Origin of the sequence: Paraburkholderia sp. (genome assembly GCF_024281035.1) — a bacterium.
In the GTDB taxonomy this organism is placed as follows: Bacteria; Pseudomonadota; Gammaproteobacteria; order Burkholderiales; family Burkholderiaceae; genus Paraburkholderia.
This window is the reverse complement of record NZ_JAMXLH010000058.1, coordinates 24,403-41,401: the sequence shown is the minus strand read 5'-3', so window position 1 is coordinate 41,401 and position 16,999 is coordinate 24,403. Positions and strand designations below refer to the sequence as shown.

The window sequence follows — 16,999 nt, the reverse complement described above, 5'->3', positions numbered from 1 at the left end:
TCTCCTTTAAATGCCGGTCAGGCCGCCGGTACACAGCAGCGTCTGTCCGCTCACATAGTCGGACTCGGGGATGCAAAACAGGTAGACGGCGTCGGCAGCCTCTTCCGGCGTACCGGCACGGCCCAGCGGAATGCCCCGCTCCATCGCGGCCATCAGGTCGGGATTCACCCCGACTTTGATCTCGCGCCCCTCGATATTGGCCGTAGCGTTGTTGTCAGCCGTCGCTTCGGTCAGACGCGTCTTGATCAGGCCATAAGCCACGCAGTTCACCGTGACGTTCATGCGCCCCCACTCTTTGGCCAGCGTCTCGGTCATGCCGATGATGCCCGCCTTGGCAGTCGAGTAGTTGGTCTGGCCGGCATTGCCAAAAATCCCCGCGACCGACGAGATGTTGACCACCTTGCGCAACACGCGTTTGCCCGCTTCGGTTTCGGCCTTCGACAACTGCCGGATCACCGGCTGCGCGGCGCGCAGAATACGGAAGGGCGCGGTCAAGTGGCAGTCGAGAATGGCGTACCACTGTTCGTCCGTCATTTTCTGAATGACGTTATCCCAGGTATAGCCGGCGTTGTTGACGATGATGTCCAGACCTTTGTATTCACTGACGGCGGCGCCGACAAAACGCTCCGCGAAATCCGGCGCGGTGACCGAGCCCGCACAGACCACGGCCTCACCGCCTGCCGCACGAATTTCGGACGCCACTTCTTCTGCGGGTACGGCATCGAGATCGTTGAGGACGAGGCGCGCGCCCTCACTGGCGAGTTTCAGCGCGATGGCGCGGCCAATGCCGCGACCCGATCCGGTGACAAGGGCGACCTTGCCTTCGAGCTTGCGATTCATGAATTTTGTCTCCGTTTAATGCTTCGTATTTATCCGCACCGCACTATCCGCCAGGCACGCTGCCTGGTCGAAGCCGCTGGCGGGCTCGCGGAGCCTCGCTGCGCGGAAGTGCGGATTGATTGCGGGTGTTGGTCATGTTAAAAACACCTCCTTGAACCGGCAATTGCGCATTGCATCGATCGCATTGCAGAAAACCTCAACATTGGAGGCAGCATCGATTGACGCGGCAATCCCCTGTGACGATACCGGTCGCATTCTTGCTCGGACTGCTCTCAGGACTGAAGGCGCGCGGCAAAGGGTATGACGACCTGCTGGCCGAGGCGGGCATTCCTCTCGCCCTGCTGGAGCACGCGGGCGCACGCATCACGGCGCAACAGTACGCGCAGGTGTTCCGCGGTGCGATCGAACGCTTTGGAGACGAAGGTCTGGGCTTCTTCTCCAGGCCGCTGAAACTCGGCAGTTTCGCACTGCTTGCAAGAAGCGCCCTGGGCGCGCGGACCCTGGAAAATGCCATCCAGCGAATGTCCCATGTGTTCTGGCTACTGCAAGACGATGTCGCCCTTGAACTGCATCGCGAAGCCGGCTCGGCGTGTCTGGTTTTCCGGTTCAGCAGCCCGCAGGCAGCAGAGCAGACGTTTCTCCACGCGCTTTTGCTACGGGTTTTCTGGCGCCTGCTTGCCTGGCTCGCGGGGGGGCGCATGCCAGCTACACGCTTTGATTTCCCCTTCGCTTGCTCGCCTTATACCGGCAGCTACAGCAACGCCTTTCCCGCCGATATAGCGTTCGATCAGCCCCAGACCGCATTCTGGTTCGATGCTGCATGGCTGCAGCGCCCGGTACGGCGCGAGGAAACCGCGCTACGTCACTTCCTCGCCGACGCACAGGCCAACATCATTCTGCCGCGCCGGTCAGACGATGTTGTCAGCGCCCGCGTGCGCAGCTACCTGCATCTTTGCCAGCCCGTTTGGCCGGACCTTGCCACCACCGCTGAATCGCTGCACGTTTCCATCGCGACGCTGCAAAGGAAACTTGCGCAGGAAGGCACTTCCTTTCAAACGTTGAAGGACGATCTGCGACGCGACACAGCCATTGTTCGATTGAATACCAGTTCAGTCTCGCTCGCCGAGCTGGCGCGTGAGCTCGGTTTCACGGACAGCGCCGCATTCCAGCGTGCTTTCAAGAGCTGGACCGGCGCCGCGCCGGGGACGTATCGTCGAGGCAAACAGAATTAGCCGAATCGGGTGCGTCAACAACCATGTAGAGCGCTCACCGGGTGCATTGAAACGCCTCGCCTCCGGTAAGCCTCACACGCGCGGCGCGTGCCGTCACCTCTTCGTCAGCACGGTCAGGCTGCGGCGGCCCGGGCCTTCCTGAGCACTTCCTGCCAGCGATCATCCTTCCCTTCCGCCGCAAAGCGGATAAAGAAGTCCAGCGCCGCCGGGTTGGCCATCGCGTCCCGATTGGCGGCCTTTTCCGGCGGCCAGCCCATCAGAATCTTGCGCACCGGCACTTCCATCTTCTTCCCGGTCAGCGTATAGGGAACCGCCGCCACCTCGAGAATCGCATCGGGAACGTGACGCGGCGAGCAGTGCTCGCGCAATGCCGAATTGATGCGAGCAATCAACGCCGCGTCCAATGGCACGTTGTCCTTGAGCTTGACGAAGAGCGGCATGAAGAACCCGCCGTCGGGCAGCTCGCAGCAGACGATCAGACTGTCGGCCACGCCTTCGACCTGTTCGACGGTCCGATAGATTTCCGCCGTGCCGATCCGCACGCCATAGCGGTTCAAGGTCGAGTCGGACCGGCCGTAGATATAGCAGCCGCCCCGCTCGTTGATCTTGATGAAATCGCCGTGGCGCCAATAACCCGGGAAATAATCGAAGTACGACTCGCGATAGCGCTCACCGCCAACATCGTTCCAGAAGCCGATCGGCATGGACGGAATCGGATTGACGCAGACCAGTTCCCCGACTTCGTTGACGAGGGGTTTTCCGTCATCGCTCCATGCCTGGACGTCGCGGGCCAGCATCCGGCACTGGATCTCACCGGCGTACACCGGCAAGGTAGGCGACGCGCCGACGAAACCGCTTGCAATATCCGTCCCGCCGCTCTGCGAAGTGACCCAGAGATCTTCCTTCACGTCCCGGTAGAACCACGCGAAGGTCTCGGGCGTCGCGGGCGAACCGCCGAGCAGGACGGATTCGAGCTTCTCGAGGTTACAGGACTGTCGCGGCTTGATCCCGGCCTTTTCCATCAACTGAACGAAGGTGGGGCTCGCGCCGAACATCGTCACCCCGGCTTCCTGAGCGAGTTGCCAGAGACGATCGGGCGCAGGAGCGGCCGGATGACCATCGAAGAGTACGGACGAGGCGCCCGTGAGCAACGCGGACAGCACGAGATTCCACATGACCCAGCCGGTCGTCGTGTAGAAGAACATCCGCTTGCCGGGCCCCATGTTGCAATGGAACCCTAACGTCACAGACAGCTCCAGCAGCGCGCCGACGTGTGAATGCACGATCGGCTTGGGCAGCCCGGTGGTGCCGGAGGAATACACGATCCACAAGGGATGATCGTGGGCCACGCGCTCGAACGCGAACGCGTCCTGCCCCGGATCCGCGGCCTTCAACAGATCCGGCAACAGCACCGCGCCCGCCACCGGACACACCGCCTGCTCGTCGAGATACGGCATCCAGACCACGTGCTCCAGGGTCGGCAGGCCCGCGACGAGCTTGCGGACTTCTTCGCGGCGGTCGAAATGCTTGCCGCCGAAGCAATAGCCGTCCGCCGCGAACAGCAGCTTCGGAGCGATCTGCGAGAAGCGGTCCAGCACCGTCTGCACGCCGAATTCCGGCGGAGCGCTGGAGCAGATCGCGCCCACCGCGACCGACGCCATGAACGCAACCGCCGTCTCCACCACGTTCGGCATGTACAGCACCACGCGGTCGCCCGGCACGATGCCGAGGCGGCGCAGCTCGGTTGCCACCGCGCGCACGGCGCGGCGCAGCTCGCCTCGCGTCATGTACGCGAGCGGACGGGTTTCCGAGAGGTGCGCGAACGCAATGTCGTCGTCGCCACCCCGATGCAGCATGTGCTCCGCGAAGTTGACGCGAGAGCCCTCGAACCACTTCGCGCCGGGCATCGCCGGGCGATCGATCACGCGTTCATAGGGCGTATCCGACACGATGCCGAAAAACGCCCAGCAATCCGCCCAGAAATCTTCGTAGTGCGCGACGGACCACTGGCGCAGGGCCTCGTAGTCATCGACGAAATTCAGGCCGCGCTTCTTTTGCAGCCATTTGGAAAAAACCGTGATGTTCGCGCTCTCGACCCGCTCCGCGGAGGGCGTCCACAGCAGTTCGCCTTCTGAAATCATCTTTTCTCCCTATGCAGGATCCCGGTGCGCGCGCGCAACTCCGAAAGGCGTTCGAGCACGCCTTCCGGCCGCGTCTGCGGCGGCACCACAACGTAGTGGAAGCAACCCGTGCCGAATGCCGGAACGTCCCCTCCGTCAAAAAACGCTTCGTCGACCACGCCGCCGGCCATCCCGCCGCCGTCCGGTGCGCGCGTGATCACCGCATCGAGGTATTCGCCCCGCTGCGGCGGCACCGTCGCGCCGGTATCCAGCAGCCCGATTTCCCACCGATAATGACGCGCGGCATTGAAGACGGACTGATAGGCCTCCAGCATTTCGAGGTCCGCGGGCGCCTCGCCAGGCGTCTCCGCGATCAGCAGGATGTCGACGCCGCTCTCGGCGAAGACCCGCAGGAAGTCGGCGACATAGACCGAGGCACCGTCGATCTCGTCGATATCGCGGGCGATGTCCTCGCTGGGCGGCTCGCCTCGCGCCGCCTCGTACGCCAGCGCGAACCAGCGTCGCGGCGACGGAATGACGAGTGCGAGCGGCGACGAGGCGCTGGCCGCGCGCAGCACGACCAGCAGGCTCGTGACGGCGGCTCTCAGACGCTCGTCTTCGAGCAGCCGGCGCAACGGATAGGCGGCGCGCGCCTTGGCCGCCATGTCCTTCGTCAGGCCGGGCTCGCTCGCGAGCAGCGCCGCCGCGACTTCCTCTACCGGAAGTGCGACGACGTCCGAGCGCAGCAAGCCCTGCAACTTGCTGTGAAACGCGGAAAAAGCAGCCTGGTCGAGCCATGGCACCGAGGTGCCAAACAGCGCAGCGCAATATTGGTAGCCGTCGATCCAGACTGATCGCCCTTCGGCTATGGATTGCCGCAATGTATTTCCCATGGCTTTCTCTTATTCGTGAGCCTTCGCTTCGAGTTCGGCGATGCGCGCCTTCAGGCGTGCGTTCTCAAGCACCATCGGGTCGGGCATATGAAGCGGCGGGCAGGCCTCGGTGGACGCCACCGTGCCGTACGGGCCGGCATAGACCTCCGGGGCGTCGTTCCACACACCGAAGTACTGGACGCCCTCGGGCGGGGTCGCGCGCACGTGCTCGCGCACGAAGTCGTCCCACTTCATGCCGCGCTGCTTGCGCTGCGCACGGATCTCGGCGCGCCTGGCCTCGGTCGCCACCGGGTCCAGCAGGAAGGTCTGCTCGTCGCAAATCACGCCATACAGCTCGCGCGCCGTGTACATCGACACCAGGCCTTCCTCGAGATCCTTGACGACGCGCGCCGGATCGCGCTCCAGCACGTCGCCGTAACCGCCGCCGCCGCCCTGGCTCATCATGAACAGCTCGCCTTCCTTGTACAGGTCGAACGGCACCGACATCGACTGGGCGGTATACGTCGCGCCCTCGAACGGGCGCTTGTTCATCAGGTCTTCGATGTTGGCGTTGAACAGATGCGGACGCTCGCGCAGGTCTTCCAGCAGGTTCTTGCCGCGGATCGTGCAGACCGAATACACCGGGCACGCATAGCCGCCGAACAGCCCCGAGGTGGACGGGAAGTACGACCCGCCCACAAAGGTCTGGAAGCCGAACGGCATGGTGCCGGCGCGCATGAAGCCCATCTGGTAGCCCGCGCCGCCGCGATACTTGCCGAAGCCGTGGTTATCGGGCCACAGGCGCTTCGAGATCACGCTGATGTACGGCAGGTTCTGCTCGGTGTGCTCCGCCTCGCCGAGGTCGGTATAGGCGCCGAAATTGGGGCTCGGGCTGTGCTCGCCGTCCTCGTCGCACTTGGCGCCGCCGCCCATGCCGTTCAGGTCGGCGCACGCATTGCCGACGGTATCGAAGTGCTGCGTCAGGCCGCCGTAGATCACCATCTGCGGCTGGTTGAACCAGGCCGCCTTGACCTTGCCGTAGCGCCTCGGCACGCCGTAGTAGAACTTGGAGAACGCCAGCTCGTAGGAGCTGATGGCCTTGAACGCCGCCATCATGCACAGGGCCACGGGCACTTCGTTGTCGCAATCGAGCAGCGAGTTCCGGTCGGTCAGGACATCGACGCAGTCGACGAGCGCCGGTCCCGCCTGCAGGTCCGGCCAGACATGGTGGGACAGCGCGATGGCCAGCGAGATCAGTTGCGTCTGCAACAGGCTGTTGATCGAGCGGTTGGCAAACTGCGGGCCGCAGCCGCGCATGTCGATCACCAGCCGATCGCCCTGCTTGTTGAACGTCAGGGGAATCCTGGCGATCATCGGCTCGCGCGTGGTCTCGTCCATGAACATGCGCACGCGGACCGTGCCGTCCGGCAACTCGCGCAGGCGGCGCTTGACCTCGTCGCGCAGCAGTTCGATCGAACCGCGCAGGAAGCCCACCATGGCGGTTTCGCCATAGCGGACCACGGCCTCTTTCATGCGCTTTTCCAGCGTGCGGCAAGCTGCCAGACGCGCCTTGATGTCGGCCAGAATCACGTACGGCTCGCGCGAGTTGTTCTGCACCAGCGTCAGCACGTCGGTCTTGATCCGATAGTTCTCGACCAGCTTGAGCGGCGAACCCTTGAAGCCCTCGTCCCACTTGCTTTCGATCATCGGGCCCATGCCGCCCGGCGTGCGGGCGCCGACCTCGCCTTCATGCAGGGCGCAGCACACCCACGAAATCAGCTTGCCGCTCGAGAACACCGGCATGAACAGATGCTGGTCGGGGCTGTGGATGCCGCCGTAGCGGCAATCGTTGATCAGAAAGGCATCGCCCTCGCGCACGCCCACCGTCGGGTCGTTCTCGAAATACTTGGCGATGAAACGGATCGGATAGTGCAGGGAGACCGAAAAGCCCGCCACGCCGCGGTTCGAGCACACCGCCATGTCGCCCTTCGCGGTGAAGATCGCGGTCGACATGTCGCCGCACTGCGCGGCCGGCGAAGCCACGGTGAGTTCCGCCAGGTCGAACGTTTCGTCGAGCGCGGCCTGAAGCTGCGTGCGGATCTCCGCATACAGATCGGTGTTCATGCCCTGCGCGAGCGCCTCCTCTTCCCACGCGCTGCGCGGCGCGATGTGGTGGTTGCGCATGATCTCCGCGTCCGGTGCGAGGAAGGCCTTCTTGCCCTCCACGAACTCGCGGACGATGTCCTGCTCGCTCTTTGCTTGATTGCTGCTCATGAATTTGTCTCCAGATCCTTGCCTTCAATCAGGCGTTCTTGATGAACCACACCGCGCCCTGCGCGGCCGATTCGAAGCGCCAGCCCGGCTCGACCAGATATGTTGTCGCACCCGGATTCACGATCGCGGGACCTTCGATCACCACGCCCGGCTCAAGCGCGGCACTGTTGTACACAGGCGTCTGCCTCGCACCGGCGTGGCCGGGGAAATGGCACTGACGGGTCGTCACCGGCGCAGGTGTCGCAAGCTTCCTTGCGGGCGGAAGCATGTTGTCGAAACGCAGCGCGTCGCTGCGGACAAACGACACCACCCGGACTGCCGTCACCCAGATGCCCGATTCGGGCGACACGGTGTCGGCGCCGAAGCGGCGCGCGAACTCGTCGTTCATGATCTGGATCATTTCGAGCACGTCGGTCTGCGACTCGATGCGCGGCTTCGGGGCCACCAGCGCGATCTCCATGCGCTGCATGCCGTAGCGCATATCGAGTTCGAGGCGGTGTTCGACGTCCTCGGCGCGCACCCCCTGGCGAAGCAGATCGCGGCGGCCGCGGTCTTCCAGTTCTTCGACGATCGCGTTGAACGTGGGGAAATCCGAGAACACCGTCTGCAGCAGCTTGTGATAGAAGGCCAGCGTGGTGTTCTTCTCGTGGATGTGCATCTGGTTCAGGCCCGCGCCGCCGCTGGCCGAGAACACCGAGCTGTACGGGGGCGCCAGCACGCGGTCGAAACCGCCCTGCGCCGCGATACCGCACGCATGCAGCGGACCATTGCCGCCATAGGCCAGGAACACGAAGTTCTCGGGCTTGTAGCCGCGCTGGTTCAGCTCGCGCACCAGGCCCGCCGCCATGGACGCATCGGCCAGCAGCTTGATGCGCCGCGCCGCCTCGATCGCATCGCAATCGAGCGTGTCGCAGATCTCTTCGAGCGCCTGCCTCGCGCGGCGCGCATTGAGCTTGATGCGCCCGTTGGCGTAATTGGCCGGGTCCAGATAGCCCAGCAACAGATCCGCGTCGGTCACCGTGGGGTTCAGACCGCCCCGGTCGTAGCACGCCGGCCCCGGATCGGATCCCGCCGATTGCGGACCGACCTGGAGCGTCTGGAACACGGGGTCGTAGCGGGCGATCGAACCGCCGCCCGCACCCAGCGTGACCAGGTGCACCATCGGCACCGAGACCAGCCAGCGATCGACCACCGGGTTGAAGTCGTAGTGCTTGTGCCCGCCCTCGGCCACGATGCCGATGTCGAACGACGTGCCGCCCATATCGCCGCAGATGATGTTGCCCACCGAGCCTTGCTGGCCCAGGGTTTCCGCGGCGTGAATGCCGGCCACCGGACCCGAGTGCACGGTCTGCAGCGCATCGGTCGAGTTGAGCTGGGCCATGCCGCCGGAGTTGTGCACCAGCAGCATCGGCTTCGAATAGCCGTTGTCGCGCAGGTTCTGCTCCAGCGAGGTCATCGCGAAGTACATGGTCGAGTGCAGCATCGCGTCGATGATGGCCGACGTCGCCCGCACGTATTCGCCCTTGCGCCCCACCACCTGGTGCGACAGGATCATCGGCACCGCGCCCAGCATCTGCGCCGGATACTCCTGCAGGAACAACTCCAGCACACGCAACTCGTGCGCGGGATTGTCGGTCGAGTTGACCAGCGCCACCACGATGGCCTGCGCCCCCGCGTCGACCAGTTCGCGAATCGCGCGGCGCGTGGCTTCCTCGTCGAGCGGCATCACCACGTCGCCCTTGTAATCCACCCGTTCGCGCACGTGGCGGATCAGGGGAATCGACACCAGCGGCTCGGGCCGCCTGGCACGGGTCAGGTCGCGCGCTTCGCTATAGGGCAGGCCGTCGGCATAGCCGCGGCCGCGCGACAGCGGCACCGTCGAATCGAAACCCTGCGTGATCAGCAGGCCCACACGCGGGCCGCTGCGCTCGATCAACGCATTCGTGCCCAGCGTCGTGGCGTAGCGCACCGAATCCACTTCCGACAGCACGGTGCGCCGATCGACGTTCAGCTCCGCGCAGGCCTCGTCCAGTGCTTCATTGAAACCCAGCGCCAGGTTCTGGTGCGTGGTCAGCGCCTTGGACTGGATGAACCTGCCGCCCCAGCACACGAAGCAGTCGGTGAATGTCCCGCCAATATCGACAGCGATACGCTTCATGCCTGACCTCCGTGCTGGGCGTGCGCGTGACCGTGGTGATGGCCGTGCGTGTGGCAATTCGCCGGGCGCTTGTTGTCCGGGCCGGTGCCGCCTTCGCTGATTTCCTCACGCGTGGACCATTGCACCTTCAGCGCATCGATGTCGTATTCGATGTCGTGCAGCGGCATGTGGCCGGGCACGGTGTACTCGGCTTCGATCATGGTTGCGCAGTCCGGGCAGTAGTACTCGTAAATCGCGCACACCTTCGGGTCCGGCGAGAAGTTGTACATCGGGTACAGCTCGGGATTGAGCAGCGGACGATGCACTTCCTGCGGATTGCGGGCGTGGATCAGCATGAACTTCTTGTAATTCTCGCGGGCCGAACCATGCACGCGGCCACAGTGCCGGCATTCCCACTGCTCGGTATCGAGATCGATCCTCAGGTATTCGGTAACCAGAACTTTCATTGCCTGCTCCTAGATTGCTTCCCGACGGAAAACGATGTCTCCGTTCGCAGTGAATTCGTAGCGCCAGCCCGGCAGGACAGGACACGTCCAGAAGGCCTCTTCCATGACCGCCGGTCCCACGCCGCGCGTGCCCGGCTGCTGATCCTCGACCCGGACCAGCGGCAAGCTCTCGTCCGTGCGGGAACGCTTGTCCAGCAGACGGCGAACACCCGCTTCTTTCGGGGAAATCGACGAAAGATCCACCACCACGGGCAGATGCATGTGCGGCAGGGATTTACGGGCCCGCACAACCAGCATCACGTCGCCATCGACGTTCGAGGGCCATTCCGGACGAACCGGATCCAGCGCGGCGCGAACTTCACCACGCTCGGTCCAGACCTCGAGTGCGCATTGATCTGCCTCGAACCCCTCTGAGAACATGTCGCGCAACACCTTTTCGCGCAGCGCATCCAGTACGCCCTGGCAAGCCTGCGGATCCGCGCCCGGCAGGCGCGCGTCCGCCGTATGCGCGATATCGGAGAAACCAATGCCGCTGGCACTGAAGACGGCGGCCAGCCGGGGCACCAGCACCGTGCTCAGACCGAGAGCCTGCGCCGTCGCGAGCGCGGCCATCGGACCGCCGCCGCCGAATGCCATCAACACCATGTCCGGGGTGATCTTCGTGAAGGATTCGATACCGCGGGCAATCGCGTCGATCCACGCTTCGTACATGGCATGCACGGCCGCAGGCACGCCGATGCCGAGGGGCGTGGCGATTTTTTCCTCGATCACCGCCGCAGCGCGTGCGGCATCGAGCTTCATCTTTCCGCCGAAATAGGTTGCGGGGTCAATCAACCCCATCAGCAGCAACGCATCGGTAATCGTCGCCTGCTGTCCGCCGAGCCCGAAACAGGCCGGCCCAGGCGCACCGCCCACCGAATCCGGGCCCACGGCGATGCGCCCTTCCTTCGCCCGGAAGATCGAACCTCCACCGACACCGATGCTGACGATGTCGCACAGCGGAAACGAGCAAGCGACGCCTTCGATATCGCCACGGTTCAGGCTTTTGATACCGCCTTTTTCGATCAGGCCAATGTCGGTCGTGGTGCCGCCGACGTCGAATGAAACGAGGCTCTTGAAACCATAGTGCCGTGCATAGGCCAGCGCGCCTTCCATCCCGCCGCGCGGGCCGGAGCTATACGTGCGTAGCGCAGTGGTCTTGGCGACCCGGCCCGAGAACCCGTCATTGCGATAGATCAGGAGCGGCTGGCGCATGCGGTACGGGCGCAGCAGGTTTTCCGCGTGATACAGGAAGCGCTCCATCGCCGGATGCAGGAAGGCATTGTTCAATGCGGTCCACGTGCGCCGGCCCATATCGGCATCGCTCGACAAAGAGCTGGCGTAGAGAATCGGCACGGCGCCAAGGAGATGTCGAGGGAACAGACGCAGGACCTCGTGACCGAACCTGGCCTCCCGCTCCGCGCAGTTTTCGCCGGAAAAACTCACGACGATCCGCTGAGCGCCATCCGCCGTCAGGCGGTTAACGGTCTCGACGATGGCCACGGTGTCGAAGCTTCCGTCCTGATCCGCGTCGATCTGCGCAAAGCGCTCACCGACCAGCGCCGCGAACATTTCATCTTCTTTCGGCGTACGCCGAAAGAGTTGCATATCGGCGGCGCGATCGGTAATCAAGCCGAGCCGCTGCCCCTTCTTCTCCACGAGCGCATTCGTGCCCTGCGTCGTGGAATAGCGGATATGCGCGGTATCCTTCAGAAGCGCGACAAGATCCTCTTCGCCAAAGAGTTCTTGCGATGCCTTCCTGAGGCCGTCGATGAAGCATTTCGACAGATCGTAGGGGGTGGTGATCGTCTTGGTATGGACGATACGGTCACCGTCGATGACGCAGATATCCGTCAACGTGCCCCCGTTGTCGATGTTGATGAGCTTGCTCATGTCTCTCCTTTCAGCGTGTTTGAGAAGACTTTACAAGCGATACATCGAAACTCCCCCCTGCCAGTGGCAGGGGATGGATGGCAGGGGATTATGGGGGTAACCGGAACGGTACGGCGCCGGACAATGAACCCGATATGGCGATCGCGAAGCGTGCCCGCTGGACGGCACCGGGACGCATCGACAAGGATGTCTGAATGAAATCGCCGTAACGATTAATGGCAGGGAGCACAGGCTGTGGCGGACCGTTGACCGGCGCGGCGCGGTGCGCGACGTACCGGGCGGCGCCGTCGCGACGACGCGACGAGGCGACGACTCGGCAGCGAACGTCGAAGGGAGCCGGCGCGTTGAGCGCCGGCGCAACAAGAGGCTCGACAACCGGGCAGAGAATTCGCTTCGACCCACCCGGGTGCGTGAGCCGGTGATGCGGCGCTGCAAACCAGCGCGACGGGCGAACAGGTTGACAATGCCACCAAACCTTGACGTGGCTGCCGGAAATCAGCAGCCACGCAGAGGCGCTTATAGCATTGCGGCGTTGATCGCACTTTCGAGGATCGTCATACTCTCCTCGATTTCCGCGGCTGTGGTAATCAACGGGAAGAGCAGCCCGAGGACGGGATCCATGGGACGCGTCACCAGCCCCCTGGTAAAAGCTTCGAGCGCAACTTTCTCACAAAAGGCCGTTTGTTGTGCCACGGAATCGCCGTGACAAAAATCCAGTGCCGCCATGACCCCGAGGGAGCGCGCCTCTCCCACCGCCGGATGTTTCGCGAGTTTTTCCATCCCCCGCCTCAACGCCGGTTCAATTGCATTCTTCACGTTATCGAGCAGGCGGTTCTCCTCAATAACCTCAATGTTCGCCAAAGCGACAGCGGCTGCGACCGGGTGACCGCTGTTCGTGAAGCCATGCACGAACTCTTCGTTGGCGGTCGAAAGCACATCCGTAACCTTCTGGCTCAGACCGACCGCGGAAAGCGGGTAATACGAAGACGTAATACCCTTTGCCATGGTGATGATGTCCGGCTTGAACTGATAATGCTGGTATGCAAACATCGATCCTGTCTTGCCAAAGCCGGTGACCACCTCGTCTGCAATCAGCAGCACACCGTGGCGGTTACAGATTTCCTGCACGGCCTGCAGATAACCACGTGGCGGCATAATCAGGCCGCCTGCGCCCTGAACCGGCTCCACGAAGAATGCGGCGACATTTTCCGGCCCGATCTCCCGGATTGTTTCTTCAAGCGAGTCAGCGAGTTTGCGCACATACTCAGCCGGCGTCAGGCCCACCCCGCAGCGATACGCATACGGCGCCTCGACGCGTTTGACAAGGCTGGCGAGCGGCAAGTCGAACTGGAAATGATAGTGCTCGATTCCGGTCAGCGCTGTGGCGAGCACCGTATTGCCGTGATAGGCGTATTCGCGTGACAGCAGCACCTTACGCTTCGGCTGCCCTTTCAGTCGCCAATAGTAATAGGCCAGTTTGACCGCCGATTCATTCGCGTCGGAGCCCGTTGAAGCAAAGAAGAATTTATCGAAATCGTAGTTCGTTAATTTTGCCAACTTTTCCGAAAGCCGGGCAACGGTGTTGCTGGTTTGACCGACGAAGCCGTGGGAAAACGAAAGGCGTTTCATTTCCGTGTACGCCGCGTGGCACAACTTCTCGTTTCCGTAGCCAACGTTCACGCACCCCAATCCGGAAAGCCCGTCAATGAGTTTTTCCCCATTGAGGCGAACGTAGACGCCCTGTGCGTCGCCAGCGAGGATGGGGCCCAATTTCTCCAGGGTTTGCGGATTCGTCACGGGGTGCAAGTGGTGTTTGACATCCGCGATTAAACAATCGGATTCGATCTGCGCGCTGGTATCGATCTGGTTCATCTTTTCGTCTCCTGGCATTAACTGATCATCGTATTCAAACGGCAACATGCCACCCTCAAGGTCGCGCATTTGTCCACGCTCGCTGCATCGATCGCGTAGAGCGGCCGCTCGCTCCTGTATTTCCAGAAATTTTCCAGAAATCGCGAGCCCGCTCATGTGTTTCCTTTCCGGGTGTTTGAGGAGACTTTACAGCCGATGCATCCTGCCGCCCCCCCTGCCGCTGGCAGGGGAAGGGAGGTAGGGGGCGCAATGAGCAGAGAATCGATGAACCAAGCCGGACCTTGCTGGCGCAGCGATTCTTGTGCGGCGCAATATGGGGATAGCCACGCTTGCGAGAGCGTGAGCCTTGCGTTAGCGTAGCTAACCTTATTTCTCTTTGCCGACGACGGCGTGACTGTGAAAAGCCGTACCCAATGTCGAACGCGTTTACTTCCCTCATTTCCACTCGATTCGCGCCGCCTGAAGGCAAGGGCCTGCTCCCTCGTGAGCGACTTCTCGCATGGCTCGAAAATGAACGTCAACGCAAGCTGATACTGCTTTCCGGACCCGCCGGCTCCGGAAAAACCAGCCTCGCCGCGCTCTGGCGAAAGAGTCTGATTGCCCGGGGCGACAGCGTAGTCTGGTACAACGTGAGCGCCGACGACGACCCTGTTCAATTCGCGGCCTATCTCGCCGCCGGGCTCGAAACACTCGACGGCCACGTTGGGCAGGATGCCAAATCGATTCTCAATCGCTTCGGCATCAGCGCGTCGGACGCGTTCGCCGCTGCCGTCGTCAACGACCTGCATCAATACTCGAAGCCCGTTTATCTGGTGCTGGAGGACTTCCATGAAGTCGCCGCAACGCCCATCCGGCATCTTCTTGAAAAGCTGCTGGCATGGGCGCCATCCAATCTTCACGTCGTACTGACTTCCCGCCTGGCCCAGCCCTTCCCACTCTCGGAACTTCGGGCGCACGATGAAATAGCCGAACTGGATTTCACGGCGCTGCGCTTCGATCTTTCCGAAACCGAGACATTTTTGCGTAGCCAGGGCGTGGGCCCGCTCGATATAGCAACGGTCCGCGAAGTACACGATCGCACCGATGGTTGGGCGGCCGGTGTGCAGCTTGTCGCGTATTCCATCCGCAATACGCGCAATGTCCGGCCTGGGTCGCTGTCCATCCCCGCCCGCCCGGTCTCGCGCAATAGTGACGTTGTCGACGATTACTTTAATCAACTCGTCAACGATAACCTTTCGCCGGAAGAGTTGGCTTTCCTGGTGCATACAGCCGCCTGCCGCCTGTTCAATCGTGGATTGTGCGAAATCATTACTGCGAATCCGCGGGCCGGAGAACTGCTACGGAAGTTCGAAACTGAAAATCTGTTCATCGTTCCAATCGAATCTCAGGGCGATGCCGAAACCTGGTACCGTTTTCATCCCCTGTTTGGAAAATATCTGAGGGATCGCTTATGCCGACTCCCCGAAGATGAATTGATCAACATCAATGTCGCAGCCGGGCGATGGTTTGCGGGTAAAGGCCTTTATGCGCAGGCCATCCGCCACTCACGCTATGCCGGCGACATGAACCTGTGCGTCGAACTCGTCGAGCGCGTCGCCCGCCCGATGGTCGGGCAAGGCGAATATCTCCAGGTGCGCAAATGGATCGGCGCGTTGCCCAGAAACACCCTCCTGGCTCGCCTGGAATTGCTGCTCTGTGCGGCGTGGGCGGAATTGGCCTGCGGGGACCTTGACGCAGCCCGCCATCTTCTCGACGACATCGATGCGCATCCCCAGAATTCAACGGTCGACACACGCCGTGAAGCTGCGTTGCTGCGCAGTTGGTGTCTGTTGAAACAGGACGATACGGCAGCCGCTCTGGATGTCCTGTCTCCCTACGAGTCTTTGCCGGCCACGGTCGATCCGCTGGTTGCATTCGGTATACGAAACGTGCTTGCGGCCACGCTCGCACACGCGGGCCAGTTTGAGCGGGCGCGCGACGTGCTGATGCCCGCCGGGCGGATGATGCCAGTCGAGCAACGCGTCTTTACGCCAATCGTCGCGCGCGGCGTCATCGCGCTTACCTTCGTCATACAAGGCGCGTATCGGCAAGCCAGTGATGTGATGCACAAGGCGATCGAGGAAATCGAAGCCAGGCGCACCGGCAAAGCGGAATTCGACGGCATCACGGCTGGCTTCGCCATTGCCGCCGCCTACGCGAAGAATGACCTCGTCGAAGCTGAAGCGATGCTGCTCGAACATCTGCAGCTGATCGAATTGATGTGCATTCCCGACTGCATCATCGAAGCGTATATGGTGCGAGTGAAGCTCCTCAGAGCCGAGAGTCGGCTTGACGATGCATTACGCGTTCTGGATCGGGCCGATGAGCTGGCCGCCCGGCTCAACCTCGACAGATTGTATGCAAGGGCATTGGCAGAACGTACCTCGGTCGAGATCGATCGAGGCAATCGCCCTGCCGCCCGCCAGGCACAGAGGCAGTTGCAACAACTTGCGGCCGAGTACAAGGAACACGCCAATTGTGCCTGGGCAGAGATCGGTTTCTACGCCACATCGGGCGAAGCCGTTCTCGCCATGATCGATGGGAACTTCGAGCGCGCGCTGGACCTCTATCGGCAACTCCTCAAGACGTCCGTCGAGCATGGCCGACTGGGGCAAACCGCGGCGCTCCAGGTGCGCGAGGCCATCGCGCTCTGGTCGCTACACCATGAACAGGCGGCCGTAGCCGCGATGCGGCTGGCTGTCTCCATCGCCGCGCCCCATCGCATGGTGCGCCACTTTCTCGATGAGAACGCAATTGCTCTGCGCCTGCTCGAACTCGTGAAATCGCGCTCAGATATTTCCGCTGACGAACTCGATTTCATCGCGCAAGTTTTAACGGCTGGCGCTTCACGGCAATCGCATTCGGAGTCAATGGAGGCCCGCGCAAAGCAGCCCGCGCATTCGAACGTCGTCCGGCTTTCGCCGCGCGAGCTCGAGATCCTTACGCTCGTCTCAAATGCTTTCTCCAACAAGAGCATCGCTAAAACGCTGAATTGCTCCGACCTCACCGTAAAGTGGCACGTGAAGAATATTTTCACGAAGCTTGGTGCTGTTTCCCGGGAAGACGCTTCAGTCAAGGCCCGTGAACTGGGACTGCTGCGTTAGCGATCGTCGACGTCAATCGCGACGGGACTGCGACGCCAACCCTGAGCGGCCAAAGAAAAGACGGAGAAGGGGGAGTTCTCCGTCGAAATTGCCACAAGGATTCCGTGACA

At 62.3% G+C, this 16,999-nt stretch carries 10 protein-coding genes; 2 read left to right on the top strand and 8 right to left on the bottom strand.

Translation table 11 applies throughout. The annotated features are described in order from the left end of the window. Positions 1 to 6: 6 nt before the first annotated feature. Positions 7 to 840, bottom strand: a complete 834-nt coding sequence (locus Q0L30_RS19795) for an SDR family NAD(P)-dependent oxidoreductase (RefSeq protein ID WP_296660118.1) — start codon at positions 838 to 840, stop codon at positions 7 to 9. Between the two features lie 257 nt (positions 841 to 1,097). On the opposite strand from Q0L30_RS19795, the gene Q0L30_RS19790 reads away from it, so the two are divergent. After that, positions 1,098 to 2,072 carry an AraC family transcriptional regulator gene (locus Q0L30_RS19790; protein WP_296660115.1) on the top strand — a complete coding sequence of 325 codons (975 nt, stop codon included), beginning with the start codon at positions 1,098 to 1,100 and terminating at the stop codon, positions 2,070 to 2,072. A 113-nt stretch (positions 2,073 to 2,185) separates the two neighbouring features. On the opposite strand, the gene Q0L30_RS19785 is transcribed toward Q0L30_RS19790, so the two are convergent. The 7 genes from Q0L30_RS19785 to Q0L30_RS19755 all read right to left on the bottom strand — a co-directional run bounded on the left by Q0L30_RS19785 (position 2,186) and on the right by Q0L30_RS19755 (position 13,902). Further along, on the bottom strand, positions 2,186 to 4,213 hold the full coding sequence (locus Q0L30_RS19785; protein ID WP_296660111.1) for an acetoacetate--CoA ligase: 2,028 nt from the start codon (positions 4,211 to 4,213) through the stop codon (positions 2,186 to 2,188). Next, positions 4,210 to 5,085 carry a hypothetical protein gene (locus Q0L30_RS19780; protein WP_296660109.1) on the bottom strand — a complete coding sequence of 292 codons (876 nt, stop codon included), beginning with the start codon at positions 5,083 to 5,085 and terminating at the stop codon, positions 4,210 to 4,212. Before Q0L30_RS19780 ends, Q0L30_RS19785 begins: the two co-directional genes overlap by 4 nt. Before the next feature lie 9 nt (positions 5,086 to 5,094). Next, the gene (locus Q0L30_RS19775; protein WP_296660106.1) at positions 5,095 to 7,338 is read right to left on the bottom strand and encodes a hydantoinase B/oxoprolinase family protein; all 2,244 of its coding nucleotides are present in this window, start codon (positions 7,336 to 7,338) and stop codon (positions 5,095 to 5,097) included. A gap of 28 nt (positions 7,339 to 7,366) precedes the next feature. Next, complete coding sequence (locus Q0L30_RS19770) at positions 7,367 to 9,496, bottom strand: hydantoinase/oxoprolinase family protein (RefSeq protein WP_296660103.1); 2,130 nt, start codon at positions 9,494 to 9,496, stop codon at positions 7,367 to 7,369. Continuing rightward, entirely contained in the window at positions 9,493 to 9,942 is a 450-nt protein-coding gene (locus Q0L30_RS19765; RefSeq protein WP_296660102.1) for an acetone carboxylase subunit gamma, read from the bottom strand. The genes Q0L30_RS19770 and Q0L30_RS19765 overlap by 4 nt, the downstream gene beginning before the upstream one ends. A gap of 9 nt (positions 9,943 to 9,951) precedes the next feature. Next, entirely contained in the window at positions 9,952 to 11,874 is a 1,923-nt protein-coding gene (locus tag Q0L30_RS19760) for a hydantoinase/oxoprolinase family protein (RefSeq protein WP_296660099.1), read from the bottom strand. A gap of 516 nt (positions 11,875 to 12,390) precedes the next feature. After that, positions 12,391 to 13,902, bottom strand: a complete 1,512-nt coding sequence (locus tag Q0L30_RS19755) for an aminotransferase class III-fold pyridoxal phosphate-dependent enzyme (protein ID WP_296660096.1) — start codon at positions 13,900 to 13,902, stop codon at positions 12,391 to 12,393. Positions 13,903 to 14,159: 257 nt separating this feature from the next. On the opposite strand from Q0L30_RS19755, the gene Q0L30_RS19750 reads away from it, so the two are divergent. Then, entirely contained in the window at positions 14,160 to 16,889 is a 2,730-nt protein-coding gene (locus Q0L30_RS19750; protein ID WP_296660093.1) for a LuxR C-terminal-related transcriptional regulator, read from the top strand. Positions 16,890 to 16,999: the final 110 nt, after the last annotated feature.

Coding starts and splice junctions, on each gene's coding strand:
- Q0L30_RS19765 (WP_296660102.1), bottom strand. CDS start 9,942: ATGAAAGTTCTGGTTACCGAATACCTGAGGATCGATCTCGATACCGAG.
- Q0L30_RS19755 (WP_296660096.1), bottom strand. CDS start 13,902: ATGAGCGGGCTCGCGATTTCTGGAAAATTTCTGGAAATACAGGAGCGA.
- Q0L30_RS19750 (WP_296660093.1), top strand. CDS start 14,160: ATGTCGAACGCGTTTACTTCCCTCATTTCCACTCGATTCGCGCCGCCT.
- Q0L30_RS19795 (WP_296660118.1), bottom strand. CDS start 840: ATGAATCGCAAGCTCGAAGGCAAGGTCGCCCTTGTCACCGGATCGGGT.
- Q0L30_RS19775 (WP_296660106.1), bottom strand. CDS start 7,338: ATGAGCAGCAATCAAGCAAAGAGCGAGCAGGACATCGTCCGCGAGTTC.
- Q0L30_RS19780 (WP_296660109.1), bottom strand. CDS start 5,085: ATGGGAAATACATTGCGGCAATCCATAGCCGAAGGGCGATCAGTCTGG.
- Q0L30_RS19760 (WP_296660099.1), bottom strand. CDS start 11,874: ATGAGCAAGCTCATCAACATCGACAACGGGGGCACGTTGACGGATATC.
- Q0L30_RS19770 (WP_296660103.1), bottom strand. CDS start 9,496: ATGAAGCGTATCGCTGTCGATATTGGCGGGACATTCACCGACTGCTTC.
- Q0L30_RS19785 (WP_296660111.1), bottom strand. CDS start 4,213: ATGATTTCAGAAGGCGAACTGCTGTGGACGCCCTCCGCGGAGCGGGTC.